The sequence below is a fragment of the Vibrio genomosp. F10 str. ZF-129 genome, assembly GCF_000287055.2.
GTDB lineage: Bacteria > Pseudomonadota > Gammaproteobacteria > Enterobacterales > Vibrionaceae > Vibrio.
On the sequence record NZ_AJYQ02000010.1, the window covers coordinates 1 to 14741 of the forward strand.

Consider the following 14741-nt stretch of genomic DNA (forward strand, 5'->3'; position numbering starts at 1 on the left):
CGTCTGCCGTCTCAGTGGTTGCGCATTATAATCAGACTCTTTGATGACGCAAGCCTTTTTTATACAAAAACAACACGAACCGAATCGTTTGTTCAATAAACGATCAAAAAGTGCTGGGGCGGACAAAATAACATCAAATTAGACTCTACATGTCCTCTTTATTTAGATTGGTGCGCCACTATTTTATTATCAACAACTAACAGTTCTACTTTTTTCTCCGGATCGACTTTTCCGGCCAATATCGCTTTGGCTAATGGGTTTTCTACCGTTTGCTGTATCGCCCGCTTTAGTGGCCTTGCGCCGTAAACTGGATCGAAGCCTACATTGGCAATTAAATCGAGAGCCTGATCTGATACTGCAAGTTGATAACCGCTGTCTTCCATGCGCTGGCCTAACTGTGCAAGTTGTATCGACGCAATCGACTTAATATGCTCTTTTCCTAATGGGTGAAAGACAACACTTTCATCGACACGATTTAAAAACTCTGGTCGGAAGTGCTTATTTACCACCTCCATTACCGCACTCTTAATGCCCTGATAATCTAAAGCTGCAAAATGTTCCTGGATTTGCGTCGAGCCTAGATTGGATGTCATTATCACTACGGTGTTTCTAAAGTCGACAGTGCGACCCTGTCCATCAGTCAGTCGTCCATCGTCAAGAACTTGCAATAAGATATTAAATACATCTGGATGCGCTTTTTCTACTTCATCGAGTAATATTACTGAATAAGGTTTTCTCCGAACTGCTTCTGTTATGTAGCCACCTTCTTCATAACCTACATAGCCAGGAGGCGCCCCGACTAATCGAGCAACCGAATGCTTCTCCATGAACTCGGACATATCAATGCGAACCATTGCGTCTTCGCTATCAAACATGAAATTAGCGAGTGTTTTACACAACTCGGTTTTTCCTACCCCCGTAGGCCCAAGAAACAAGAATGAACCTATTGGTTTGTTAGGATCAGACAGACCAGCACGACTTCGACGAATGGCATTCGCCACCACCTCTACTGCTTCTTTTTGCCCTATAACTCGTTTATGTAGAACTTCTTCCATTCGTAGAAGCTTATCTTTTTCCGCCTCTAGCATTTTTGATACTGGAATGCCTGTCTGTTTAGAAAGGACCTCTGCGATTTCATTATTGGTTACTTTATTTCGCAGTAATGTCATCTCTTGCATTTCTGCTTGCGTCGCTAGGTCCAATTGTTTTTCTAACTCAGGTATACGTCCATATTGCAACTCTGACATACGACTCAGATCACCAGCTCGGCGAGCAAAGTCCATGTCCATCCTCGCTTGTTCCAGCTCAGATTTTATATGTTGGGTACCTGACAACGCGGCTTTTTCTGCGTTCCAAACTTCTTCAAGTTCAGCAAACGCGCGTTCTTTTTCTTGTAGCTCTTGCTCTATTACCACTAAGCGTTTCGAACTCGCATCATCATGCTCATTAATTAATGCTTGTTGCTCGATTTTTAGCTGGATGATTTTTCGTTCTAGCTTATCTAACGATTCCGGTTTCGAGTCTATTTGCATCCGTATGCTGGATGCCGCCTCATCGATTAAATCAATCGCTTTATCTGGTAACTGACGGTCTGATACGTAGCGGTGAGAAAGGCTCGCAGCGGCAACGATCGCTGGATCCGTAATTTCAACATGGTGATGCAATTCATAACGCTCTTTAAGACCACGTAAAATAGCGACCGTATCTTCAACCGAAGGCTCATCTACAATCACTTTTTGAAAACGACGCTCTAAGGCTGGATCTTTTTCAATATAACGTCGGTATTCATCTAGCGTTGTTGCACCGACACAGTGAAGCTCGCCACGAGCAAGAGCTGGTTTTAGCATATTACCTGCATCCATAGAGCCTTCCCCTTTCCCGGCACCAACCATAGTGTGAAGTTCATCAATAAAGAGAATAACGTTACCCTCTTCCTTGGCCAGTTCATTCAGTACCGATTTTAGTCGCTCTTCAAATTCACCACGGTATTTCGCGCCAGCCACAAGAGACCCCATGTCCAAAGACAAGACTCTACGGCCGCGTAAACCTTCAGGTACTTCATTGTTGATAATTCGCTGAGCGAGACCTTCTACTATCGCGGTTTTCCCGACACCTGGTTCACCGATAATCACTGGATTATTTTTGGTGCGACGTTGGAGAACTTGAATCGTTCGGCGAATTTCGTCATCTCGACCAATAACAGGGTCTAATTTTCCTTGTTCTGCTCTCTCGGTTAGATCAATGGTGAATTTTTCTAACGCTTGGCGAAGTTCCTCGGCATTTTGATCTTTTACTTTTTGCCCACCGCGAATTTTATCGATGGCACCTGACAAGTTTTTCTCGGTCAGACCAACCTCTTTGAGTAAGGCCCCCAAAGCACCATTGTCTTCCAACGCTGCGAGTAAAAAGACTTCAGAGGAGATATAAGCATCTTGACGCTTTTGAGCGACTTTATCGCACAGATTAAAAAGCATCCCCATCGCGCTAGATAGTTGTACATCACCACCAATGCCACTAACTTTCGGCAAACGCTCTAAGATTTCACTCAATTTGGAGCGCAAATGTGGAACGTCCACATCGAGCATAGTCAGCAATGGTCGAATTGGGCTGCCGTTTTGGTCTAATAAAGAAACCATTAAGTGCACAGGTTCAATATATTGATGGTCACGACCCAAAGCCAATGATTGGGCATCAGAGATGGCAATTTGAAATTTACTTGTAAATCTATCTAGACGCATAGCGATAATTCCAACTGACTAAATGAGTTAATATTTACTAGAAAGATGGATACTAAAGACTAAATTTTCAAGGGGTAGGGAATAGGAATGAGTCAAAAAATAGATCATGAACATTACGGGCAAGAGTTAGTTCGGTTCAATCCAAATAAATACGGCTTGTCGCCCGGTAATGCCATCACGGCGGTAGGAAAAGAAATCACGCTTTTGTTGATAAGTGCACACATCGCTAGAAAAGATATGATTAACCCCAACACGCTTTAAACGCTGAGTCGCTAACATCGTCATGTTAGCCAGCCATTTATTACTTTCAATAGGCATAAACGCTCGCTCAGCATTTTCATCAAATAGACAAAATGCGTGCAAGACATCATCACCCACTTCAAACGCTGTCGCACCAATCGCAGGGCCCAGCCAGGCTATGACATCGCCATCAAACTGATTCACTGCATTTTCAATGATGCCACCGGCTAACCCTCGCCACCCCGCATGAATCGCTGCCACTTGCGTACCTGACGTGTTAGTTAAGAGTACAGGCAAACAATCTGCGGTCATCGCTGAGCATACGACGTTGTGAGAACGGGTAAAAACACCATCAGCATCTAACACCGTCTCTGTCGGTGCTTTGACTTCAAGTATATGTGTCGAATGGGTTTGGTTTAGCCAAACAGGCTGACTAGGCATGGCACATTGCTCAGCAAATAACGTCCTATTTTGCTCAACCAATGCAATGTCATCCCCAACATGTGTTCCTAGATTCAATCCGTCATAGGGTGGCAATGAAACCCCACCAACGCGAGTTGAAGACACTGCTTTTATACAGCTAGGAGCATTCCAGTTAGGGATGATCATGGTTAGTAATCTTCGGCGTGGTTTAGTTTTGCATCTTCTCGCAGTGCTTCAGTAATCGCGACCATATCATCAGGAACCGGAGCATGGAATTCTAACGTTTCCCCTGTCACTGGATGTTCAAAACGAAGCATTACAGCATGCAGAGCTTGTCGTTGAAAGCCACGAATCATCTCGGTCACTTCTTCACTTGCGTCTCTTGGTATACGAGCTCGGCCACCATAAGCAGTATCACCCAATAACGGATGCTGCAAATACGACATATGAACGCGGATTTGGTGCGTTCGACCCGATTCAAGGCGTAAGCGAATACGAGTATGTTCTCTGAAATGTTCAGCGACTCGGTAGTGAGTTACAGCCGGTTTCCCCATGGGCGCTACAGCCATCAGGGTGCGCTTCGTTGAATGACGACCAATAGGTTGATCTACTTTACCACCAGCGGTCATTTTACCAATAGCTATCGCTTCGTATTCACGAGTGATTTTACGTTTTTGAAGCGCACGTACTAGTCGAGTTTGTGCAGGTACGGTTTTAGCGACCACCATAAGACCAGTTGTGTCTTTATCTAAACGATGCACAATGCCCGCGCGCGGTACTTCTGCAATATCAGGGTAATGAAAAAGTAATGCGTTAAGCACGGTGCGATCTGGTGTCCCTGCTCCTGGATGAACAACAAAACCAATCGGTTTATTGATAACCAAAAGATCGTCATCTTCATAGACAATATCAAGCGGAATATCTTGAGCTTCCCAACGCTGTTCGTCTTCAAGCTCTGCTTGAACGGTAATAAGCTCTCCACCCATTACTTTAACGCGAGGTTTGGTAATTACTTCACCATCCACTTGGATTTTACCGGCCAATAACCACTCTTTGATACGAGAGCGTGAGAAATCGGCGAATAATTCCGCGACAGCTTGGTCTAATCTCTGACCAAGCTGGCTATCTTTTACTGTATTTGTTAATTCTATCTGCTGGGCCATATCGAACTTTTTCAAAAACTGTGAGACTAATGCTCACTACTGTGGAAAAATAAGCGTCATTGTATCTGTTACGAAGAAGAAAGTAACGGAAGCTTAAGAAATATTTAATTCAAGGAATCAGCTCCTGACATGAAACACTATACTTTATCCAGTTTACTCGCTCTTACTTTGCTGTTTGGTTGCTCAAGCAGTAATGAGATTGTTCCCGATGTTCCACCATCAGAGCTCTATGCAGAAGCTCAATTATCCCTGCGTTCAGGAAACTGGTTAACAGCAATAGAACAGCTAGAAGCCTTAGATTCACGTTACCCTTTTGGCGCGTATTCTGAACAGGTGCAACTCGACCTTATATACGCGTATTACAAAAACGATGACTTGGCATTGGGCCTTGCTACTATTGAGCGCTTTAGCCGTTTAAATCCAACGCATAACAAGCTCGACTGGGTGCTTTACATGCGTGGCCTAACACACATGGCTCAAGATCGTAATTTCATGCATGATTTATTTAATGTCGATCGAAGTGATCGAGATCCTGAACCAGTAAAGAAAGCGTTCGCTGATTTTAAAAAGCTGCTTCAGCGCTACCCGAATAGTCAATTTGCTAATGATTCTAGAAAACGCATGTACGCGCTAAAGAATCGATTAGCCGACTATGATTTGGCGACCGCAGATTTTTATCTACGCAGAGAGGCCTGGATTGCTGCTATCAACCGCAGCCAAGAGCTACAAAAAACCTATCCAGACACAGTGGCCGCCCGCAAATCATTAGAGATTCAATTAACGGCGTATGAAGAGCTTGGATTAGAAGAAGCGGTTGCTAGAACCCAAAAACTTATTGAGCTTAATGGCAATTAATACATGCCAATAAAAGTAACTCTCTGATTTAAAGCCGCTTCTTATGACGCGGCTTTTTTGTATCACTTGCTCATACCAGTATTTCGCCTAACCTTAAAGAATCACTTAGTAAAGGATTGGTTTATTGTGACCTTCAAATGTAGGCAGTGGTTTACTTTTATATTTCTGTTACTGGGCGTTTCAAGTGCTTCTGCGCTAGAGCTATCCCCCCTGCAAAAAAAAACCCTACAAAGGCGACTTTGACGAATTAAAAAATAAAAGTGTTATACGTGTTTTAGTGGCTGCTGATTTAGGGTTTTATTACATCGAAGGTGGACGGCCAAAGGGAATTATTGCCGAGTTACTTTATCATTTTGAGAAACAACTCAAAAAGACATCGCCCTATCTAAACCTACAGGTGATTCCTATACATCGAGATGACTTGCTACCAGCTATTGAAAGTGGGTACGGTGATCTCGCCATGGCCAACCTCACCATCACAGAAAAAAGAAAACAACGCGTCGATTTTAGTTCTCCTTTTATCAGCGATGTCAGTGAACTTATCGTGACTCAGCAATCGGTGACACCATTCACCTCAATTGAACAACTTAGTGGTCAAGAAGTCTGGATTCGCGCAAGCTCTAGTTATTTTGAAAGCCTACAACGTATCAATTTTCAGCTCGATGCCATCGATCAACCTCCCGTCGTTATTCAGTTCATTGAAGAAACGTTACAAGACTATGAACTGATGGAAATGATCAATTTGGGCCATATCAAAGCAACCGTTCTAGACAGCCATAAAGCAGAGCTATGGATGAACGCAATGGAAAACTTGCAGGTCCACACAGCTCTTCCACTTCGTGAGGGTGGAAAAATTGCTTGGGCAATGAGAAAAAATAGCCCTCAATTAAAAACAGTAACGGATCAGTTTTTAAAGTCTTCTCGCGCTGGGACACTTTTGGGTAACGTTATTTATAACAAATATATCGAAGACACTCGTTGGTTAGCACGATTACTCGATCCTAATAAAGTGGAACGTCTAGCTTCGTTATACTCGATATTTTCAGTCTATTCCGAACAATACTCATTCGACCCACTGATGATGTCAGCTCAAGGCTTTCAAGAGTCAGGGTTAGATCAAAGTAAAGTGTCTCACAAAGGCGCTGTTGGTGTGATGCAGGTACTACCCAGTACCGCAAAAGATCCTAACGTCGCAATTGCTGATATTCAAAAAGTCGACAACAATATTCATGCAGGCGTGAAATACATGCGGTTCATACAAGATCGGTATTTTACTGATGATGATATTTCCGCTGATAATCAGGTCTATTTCACCCTTGCAGCTTACAATGCAGGACCTGCCAACATTCGAAAAATGAGGCGTTTAGCCGTTAAGCACGGTTATGACCCCAATGTTTGGTTTAAAAATGTGGAAATTATTGCTCGGAGAAATATAGGTAAAGAACCCGTCACTTATGTAGCCAACATCAATCGATATTACGTTGTGTACAAACAGCTATCCGCATTAAAGCAGTTACGTGCTAAAAGAAATGCTAGCGTTGCACCGACAGAATTACGGCCACTGCGCGATCAATAAAACCGCCTTACCCTGCTGCATTATCTTAGCCATTGAAGGGTAGCCTGAACTTATCGAGACGAAGATCACAATTAAGAGTGGATAGAAAACAAACAGGAAAGTTTTTTAGGCTGCAAAAACTCCCCAAAAATAAGGTTTGTTTTTGCGTATTACCTCTTCCAATCTAGTCTTATCCCAATAAAAAACAAGCTTTTCTTTATGAAAACAGCATGACTCTTTGCGTAAGATCACATTTAGTTTTCATTGATAAATATCGACAAGAAACAGTGATTAAGATCACGTTACTTTCTGCTCAAATGCGTAATCTGAAGTTAACCCATAAGGGATGACACAGAGGAAAGCATCTATGAAAGTAAAAATCACTGGTAAAAATATCGACATCACCTCTGCTATCCGTGAGCACATTGAAAGTAAGTTTAAGAAACTTGAAAAGTGGCAAGTAGACATTATTGGATGCCAAACCACTTTTAGCGAAGCACCAAATAAGCAAAAGAAATTTGAAGCTATAATGACAGTACCAAAGGGGCAACTGGTCGCTTCAGCAACCCATGATGATTTATACGCGGCCGTTAACGAGGTTGAACAAAAATTAGAACGTCAGCTAAACAAACTACGTCACAAGCCAGAAGCTAGACGAGCAGAAAAACTCGAGCTTGAAGAAGAAGTAGAATAAAGATTGATTAAATAAAACTTAAAAATAGCGCTGAAAAGCGCTATTTTTTTTCTTGACGCTCTAAGCTCGCTTGCTTATTGTGTTTAAATATTCACTCTTGAGTGAGCAACTATGCAAACTTACCTGTTCTTTTTTGACTTCTTTTTACTCCAATAACCTTGGAGGCGGGATCGTTTGCAGAAGATAAGTCAAAAACGAACAAGAAGCCTCCCAAATGGGAGGCTTTTTTATAAAGGAAATATTCATGACCGACAAACAATACTCACTGGAAGAAATTCGTACACGCCTTAACGAATTGGATGATCAATTACTCAGTTTGATCTCTGAACGACGAAAAATGAGTATTGAGGTAGCGAAAAGTAAAGTAGAAACTTCTAAGCCTGTTCGCGATGCTGATAGAGAACAACAGCTTTTGGTCAAACTCATTAATAATGGCCAAAATAAATACAACCTTGATGCTCAGTACATAACGAAACTTTTTCACACTATTATTGAAGATTCCGTTTTATTGCAGCAAGCTTACCTACAAAACTTAGCGAATCCTCAAAGCAGAAAACCACTCGCTAGAGTCGCTTTCCTTGGCTCGAAAGGCTCTTACTCTCACCTCGCAAGTAGAGAGTTCTTCAGCCGGAAAAATATGGAATTGGTGGAGCTCAACTGTGAAAGTTTTCGAGATATTACCAGCACCGTTGAATCGGGCCATGCGGATTACGGCGTACTTCCAATAGAGAACACCAGCTCAGGTTCCATTAATGAAGTGTATGATTTATTACAACATACAACGCTTTATATCGTAGGTGAGCTAACACAACGCATAGAGCACTGTTTAGTAAGCACCTCTGAGATTCGAATTGAAGACATTAAAACACTTTATTCTCACCCTCAGCCCCACCAGCAATGCAGTGAGTTCTTGAACCGCTTAAAAGGAGTGACTCTAGAGTCCTGCGCAAGTACTGCTGATGCAATGAAAAAAGTGAAGCAGCTAAACCGAAGCGATGTTGCAGCGATTGGTAATGCATCAAGCGGCAAGATATATGGCTTACAACCCATCCAAGGTAACATTGCCAACCAAACGGAAAATCACACCCGCTTTATCGTGGTAGCGCGCAAACCTGTAGAAGTATCACAGCAAATACCAGCCAAAACGACCGTCATTATGTCGACTTCTCAAGAAGCAGGATCTCTGGTTGAAACACTACTGATCCTTCAACGCTACGGCATCAATATGACGAAGTTAGAATCTCGACCAATCATGGGAAACCCTTGGGAAGAGATGTTCTATGTCGATCTTCAAGCTCATCTGGACTCACAACATATGCAATCGGCCATCAATGAACTTACTAAGATCACAAAACACCTAAAAGTATTAGGCTGTTATCCGGCAGAGAACGTGAAACCCACCCAAGTAAAACTTCAATAAGTCTACATCTGTCTAATAAATCGCGGGAATGAGCTGACACTTTTACGAGCCCCCCGTAGAATTCTCCATTCTACGGGGGGATAAAAAATGACGCTTCTTTCGTCTGCACTTTATGAATTCGTAGTAACTTTATTGCATATTACTTTAATATAACTCAGGATAAACTCACGACCATGATGTTAAGGATAACTCCAGCTATTTGGGGGCAAGGGCAAGTACCTCATCCCGTTGCTAGACTATTATGAAGCTTAATACCCGAATATTACTGCTAGTCGCTCCTGTTATAGCCTTAAGTGCTGCGCTATCAAGCTACTCTATTTTTCAGCAACAAAAAGATGCTTTACTGAAACGAGAAGAAAGTTATCTTCAACTTAATATGGAGAAGCTGGCGGGGTATTTTCGTCATTCTGTTTCCGTGTTAAATGGCTATTCTTACACGCTGACGAAAAGCGACATTATTCGATACTACTTTCATAATGAGAATAGCCCCTACCATGATCTTGAATTAATCGATAATTTAAAGCATTCTATTACCTCTCTTCAATCTGGTGCTGACGGCAGTGGCCGCCTAGCTATTCTAGATAATAATCGAAACGCTCGATTTTATGTCGACAGTAATACCGATACTCTCGACACGCTTGACCCTAAAATCCGAGAATATACTGACAACGTTTATACCAAGACGAAAAAAACCAGTCATATAGGCTACACACAAAACTCTCAAGGTGAAGGGGTACTGATTCGATATGATTTACTCGGAAAGGACAGCCTCAAACATCCTACAGAAAATGCGAATGAAGAGACCTTTTTTGTGGTCGTTTCTGTCTCGCTAACCGCTTTCAATCAACTGCGTAAGCAAATAGAATTTGATACTAAAAGCAGTATATTCTTTACCGAAGTTCCTATTGTTCCTAAGCGCCTTATTCCGGATCCATCAAAACTGACTCAAACAGTGCAACTGAAAAAAAACTTCTATGCCACGTTAGATCCCGCTCATTTTATTATTGATGATAAGATCTATGCGTTAGGGAAAAACCTCGCTTCTTCTTTTGGTATTTCTTCACTTATCACTGTTCTGATTCTAACTTTTCTCCTCTATAGGCATGTGATAAGCCCAATCTCTAGGCTTGATCAACAACTTGGTGAAGTAGAGAGCAATCAACGTAAAAATATTGAACTACTGAAAGGAGACGATGAAATTGCGCATCTATCTCGCCGCTTCCACGCTATGTATCAAGAGCTCAATACGACCTATCAAAAAACAAAAGCATTAGCAGAAAATGATCACTTAACCCAATTGGCCAACCGACATCATTTTCATCAATTGGCTGAGCGCGCGTTGTCAAATACCCGTTCCAGCAAGCAGGTTTGGATTCTTTACATCGACCTAGACAATTTCAAGTACGTAAACGACAAATATGGTCATACAATTGGTGATAAACTCCTCATCAACTTTGCGCATCACATTCAAACGTTAAGTGATGAGTTCCATAAAAAGCATCACGTAAAATGCTTTGCTTCTCGGCTTTCTGGTGACGAATTCGCCATTTTTATCTCTTCAAAGCATTTTGATAACGAAAGCCATATCATTCGAACTTTCACTGCGAAATTACTTGAGCCTATTCAAAAGAGTCACGATTCTTTATTAGGCAGCTTTCCGGTAACGGCAAGCGTTGGTATCGCCACTTACCCTAAAGACGGTAACGACATTCATTCCCTCATTTCTAGAGCCGATACCGCCATGTATCAAGCCAAAAAGGCAGGAAAAAACCAGGTCGGCTACTACTCCAAAGAAATGGATGAAGCGGTTCAGCGCAGAACTCAAATTGAGCGAGCACTGAGAAATGCAGAGATAGAAAATGAATTTCGTTTGGTTTATCAACCTTATTTTGATCAAAGCGGAGCGAACGTTGTTGGTGTGGAAGCGTTGTTGCGTTGGCATTCATTAAAGCTGGGAATGGTTTGCCCTAGTGAGTTTATTCCAATCGCCGAGCAAACAGGGTTATTTGGGAAAATTGACCGTTGGGTAATACGCACTGCGTTTGGTGACTTTGGTTCTTTACAGTCAATGTTTGAAAAAGAAATTCAGCTGTCGATCAACCTGTCATCCGCAGAATTGGACTCACTTCAACTTGCCAATTATGTCCAACAGCAAGCCACATTATACAACGTCAACCCAAACCTTATTGATTTTGAGATTACAGAAACGTTTGCCAGCGATTCACAAAGCTTCCCATTACTGCACGAACTCACTATGCAAGGCTATCGTTTAGCCATTGATGATTTTGGTTCAGGATACACATCGATTACTCACTTAGTTCAGTACCCAGTACAGAAAATTAAGTTGGACCGTTTTTTCTTAGAGACATTAATAAAGACGGGTAACGAAAAAGTCATCAAGCCACTCATTGACCTTTGTCATTCACAATCTATGGCCGTCACTGCAGAAGGTATAGAAAACGAAGAAATGCACTACTGGCTCTCAGCTTACCAATGTGATTACATGCAAGGGTTTCATTTTGCGCACCCTCTTTCATTAGAAGAATTAAAAATATGGCGCAAGAACTTGCAAAAAGGACATAAAAAACATGAACGAGAGCAACAAGGTTGTCATAGCTTCGCTTAACCCAGCGAAGATTAATGCAGTTAAAAGTGCCTTTAGTGACACATTTCCCAACGTGGCGTTTGAATTTATGGGCGTGTCGGTTCCTAGTGAGGTCGATGACCAACCGATGTCAAACCATGAAACTCACCTAGGCGCACTCAACCGAGTCAAAAATGCCAAACGCGCTCAACCAAACGCAGATTATTATGTTGGACTCGAAGCAGGGATAGAAAACAACATGACATTTGCTTGGATTGCCGTTGAATCACAGTCTCAGCGAGGAGAATCTCGCTCGGCAAGCTTAATGTTACCTCCAAAAGTCCTAACAAAGCTTCAAGACGCCAATGAACTGGGCGATGTTATGGATGATGTTTTTGGAACTCAAAACATTAAGCAACAAGGTGGGGCAATTGGCCTGCTGACACACAATCAACTGAGTCGAAGCAGTGTGTACCATCAAGCCTTAGTCTTAGCGCTGATCCCATTTATCAATCCAAACCACTTCCCTGATAGTGTATAGATTAATTAAGTAAATAGATTGGTTGGGTGAATATCTTAATAATGTGAAGAGCGGCCCTTTATAGGCCGTTCCTTCGGGCTTGAAGATAGAGCAACCCTTAGTTAATGAACATAACTATCGAAATAACATACTAAGAAAATCTCGCCTGTTATTTCAAAAGCAATTTGGCTATCTGAGCTTTTTCATCATCGGATTTTGCTTTGAGTTCATTAGAACCTCGAGTAATCGTCGCTACACCAACCCCCAACATTTGGCTCACTTGACGTTGCGATATTTCACCTTTCAATAGCTCACAAACAATATTTGCTCGAGCCAGTAGCGCGTCTCTTTCATCGGGTGTCATTAACATCGTCAGTAGCAGCTCATGTTGCTCTGTGTCTGCTGCATGCTTAATTAAATCCATTAATTGTTGCCAATCTCGATATTGAGGTTCTAATGACATATTACTGCTCGATTCAAAATTAATGATCCTATTGTAAAGGGTTCAAACGCCATTGGAATCAATATTTAGTTTTCATTTCATGTTCATTAAGAAAGGCGCCATCCACCCCCATTAAATCTCGATAATAGGTTTCAAACATCAATATATTCTGGACATAACCACGGGTTTCTTTAAACGGAATCGCCTCAATAAACGCATAAGCATCCAACTTCTCGTTAGTTCGCTCTCGCCACTGTTTTACTCGGTTAGGGCCAGCGTTATAAGCGGCCAACGCAAAAATACGGTTGTTGTCATATTGCTCTAACAGTCCATCTAGATAATGGCTACCAATTTCAATATTTTTCCCCACTTCGTACAGCTCATTTTTCCCATGATAATTTAACTGGTATTTTTTAGCCGTATACTTAGCTGTTGTCGGCATAATTTGCATGATGCCTCTTGCCCCTACTGGAGATTGAGCTTCGCTGTCTAATGCACTTTCCTGTCTCGCCAGAGACATTAAAGTTATCGGATCAATATTGTGCTTTTCCCCATAAAAATTAAACCACCACATATGGGCGATAGGGAAACGTAAACTCGTGTTGTCCCACATTTTGGCGGAAATAGAAGCGGCAACAGACAAGTGATGCCAACGTTGCGTTGATGCATAAGCAGCGAGCATCTCTTTTTCTTTGGTTGGGCTATTTTTAAGGAGCCAACGCCACTCACTTTTTGCGGCGGTGATCTTATCTGTATCAATGAGCTCCTGAATACGCGTTAACGCTACTTGATGGTGTTTGATCAAAGCGTGATCCAGAGTTATCGTCGTCACTGGATACTGAATAGATTGCTTAATCTCCTTGGCAGCAGCTACGCTATAAAAGTTTCTCAAGCCCACTATTTTTTCAAGCCTTTGATGGCCGGATGAAGTATCCCCTAGTGCAATTTCGGAGCGCCCTAACCAATACTGCCATCGCGGTAATTGTTGGTAAGAGTTAGGCAGTAGTGCTGTCCACTTCTGTAAACCTTCCCAGTCTGCATGTTGAATCGACAGTCTGATTCGCCTTTCCATTAGAGAGCGGTTTTGTGATGTTTTAATGGCTTCATCACGCCAGTTAGCCAACTCCGAGGAATCGGTATTAATTAAGCGAAATGCGAGAAAATCAGCCAGTTCCTGCTGACTTTCCTTTGGTAATTGCTGCGCATTAACAACCTCTTCAAAGGCACTTTGTGCTTGCTCTATATCTTTACGAGCAAGCTTCTTTAAAGCATACATGCTGAGTTTTTGATGAAAATCATTCGGTTTATGTTTGCTAGCAAAATCCCCTACTGATTTAGGTTCACGGTACAGAGACTGCATTTCTTTTGCTTGTGTCGCCGCTGAGGAGCTATCAAGCTGCTTCATCAAGTAGTTCATCAAACTGCTGTTACCCGCTTTAAAAGCAAGTAACATTCTCTCTAAAATCAACGGATCCGTTTTAAGCCCTGCTTCACTCCATGCTTTAAACAGTGGGTCACAAGCATCCGACACCCCTTCCCCGCTTAACCAAAGATCATTGGCCCCTTTGAATGCTTTCGCCTTGTCACCCACCTTAAAGTGCGCGTAATAATAGTGGCACTGATACGTTTCTCCATTCGGTCGCTTTGTTTGAAAGGCCAGCAAGGTCGACCAATCCTTTTTTGACGCTAGCTCATCAAGATACGGAGCTCGGATTCGATAAGAAAAAGGAAAACTCTGGTAAGTATCGATAAAATGGCTCACATCCTCTGGCGTCTTTTGTTCAAGCTCGGCCAAGAATGCTCGATAGTCGACATAAGGCGTTAATGGGTAAGAGGCGATCTGTTCTCGCATCTGACGATATTGTTTAATGTTTTTATCGTCTAGAAGCTGTTGTGCTTGCTGATAGAGTTTTCTTTGAGTCGTTATACTTGACGATGTTTCAGCATACGAAGTACCGCTCATCAATGAACTAACAGCGATCATTGAGGTAAGAAGGCGTTGCGGTAGAGTGAATGGCATTAACTTCATTAGCTCTCTTCCTGTTGAGATAAGGTTTGATTCCCTTTAATTACGCTAATTCTAGCCTTAAATGTAAAGCGTTTAAGT

General features: G+C 42.2%; 10 protein-coding genes, 1 pseudogene and 1 other annotated feature. Of the genes and pseudogenes, 6 read left to right on the forward strand and 5 right to left on the reverse strand.

From position 1 onward, the window contains the following. Positions 1-158: 158 nt before the first annotated feature. From clpB to rluD, 3 genes are all read right to left on the reverse strand, one after another. The gene (gene clpB, locus A1QO_RS01305; RefSeq protein ID WP_017036906.1) at positions 159-2738 is read right to left on the reverse strand and encodes an ATP-dependent chaperone ClpB; all 2580 of its coding nucleotides are present in this window, start codon (positions 2736-2738) and stop codon (positions 159-161) included. Between the two features lie 126 nt (positions 2739-2864). Beyond that, positions 2865-3587 carry a peptidoglycan editing factor PgeF gene (pgeF, locus tag A1QO_RS01310; RefSeq protein WP_017035438.1) on the reverse strand — a complete coding sequence of 241 codons (723 nt, stop codon included), beginning with the start codon at positions 3585-3587 and terminating at the stop codon, positions 2865-2867. Positions 3588-3589: 2 nt separating this feature from the next. Further along, positions 3590-4564 carry a 23S rRNA pseudouridine(1911/1915/1917) synthase RluD gene (gene rluD / locus A1QO_RS01315; RefSeq protein WP_017036905.1) on the reverse strand — a complete coding sequence of 325 codons (975 nt, stop codon included), beginning with the start codon at positions 4562-4564 and terminating at the stop codon, positions 3590-3592. A gap of 129 nt (positions 4565-4693) precedes the next feature. On the opposite strand from rluD, the gene bamD reads away from it, so the two are divergent. From bamD to yjjX, 6 genes and pseudogenes are all read left to right on the forward strand, one after another. Next, positions 4694-5419, forward strand: a complete 726-nt coding sequence (bamD, locus tag A1QO_RS01320) for an outer membrane protein assembly factor BamD (protein WP_017039777.1) — start codon at positions 4694-4696, stop codon at positions 5417-5419. 126 nt (positions 5420-5545) lie between these two features. Continuing rightward, positions 5546-6995 (forward strand): annotated as a pseudogene (locus A1QO_RS01325) (transporter substrate-binding domain-containing protein). Between the two features lie 346 nt (positions 6996-7341). After that, on the forward strand, positions 7342-7668 hold the full coding sequence (gene hpf / locus A1QO_RS01330) for a ribosome hibernation-promoting factor, HPF/YfiA family (protein ID WP_017035442.1): 327 nt from the start codon (positions 7342-7344) through the stop codon (positions 7666-7668). A gap of 110 nt (positions 7669-7778) precedes the next feature. Beyond that, positions 7779-7899 (forward strand) — a sequence feature (Phe leader region). 13 nt (positions 7900-7912) lie between these two features. Then, positions 7913-9088: a prephenate dehydratase gene (gene pheA, locus A1QO_RS01335; RefSeq protein ID WP_017035443.1), complete on the forward strand. Its 1176-nt coding sequence runs from the start codon at positions 7913-7915 to the stop codon at positions 9086-9088. A 241-nt stretch (positions 9089-9329) separates the two neighbouring features. After that, positions 9330-11714, forward strand: coding sequence for a putative bifunctional diguanylate cyclase/phosphodiesterase (locus A1QO_RS01340; protein ID WP_017039776.1), 2385 nt, complete (start codon positions 9330-9332; stop codon positions 11712-11714). Next, entirely contained in the window at positions 11677-12213 is a 537-nt protein-coding gene (gene yjjX / locus A1QO_RS01345) for an inosine/xanthosine triphosphatase (RefSeq protein ID WP_017039775.1), read from the forward strand. Before A1QO_RS01340 ends, yjjX begins: the two co-directional genes overlap by 38 nt. A gap of 148 nt (positions 12214-12361) precedes the next feature. Here yjjX and trpR read toward each other — a convergent pair whose 3' ends face one another. Together trpR and sltY are read right to left on the reverse strand one after the other, a co-directional pair. Beyond that, positions 12362-12655, reverse strand: coding sequence for a trp operon repressor (gene trpR / locus A1QO_RS01350; protein WP_017035446.1), 294 nt, complete (start codon positions 12653-12655; stop codon positions 12362-12364). Between the two features lie 58 nt (positions 12656-12713). Then, positions 12714-14663, reverse strand: coding sequence for a murein transglycosylase (gene sltY, locus A1QO_RS01355; protein ID WP_017039774.1), 1950 nt, complete (start codon positions 14661-14663; stop codon positions 12714-12716). Positions 14664-14741 lie beyond the last annotated feature (78 nt).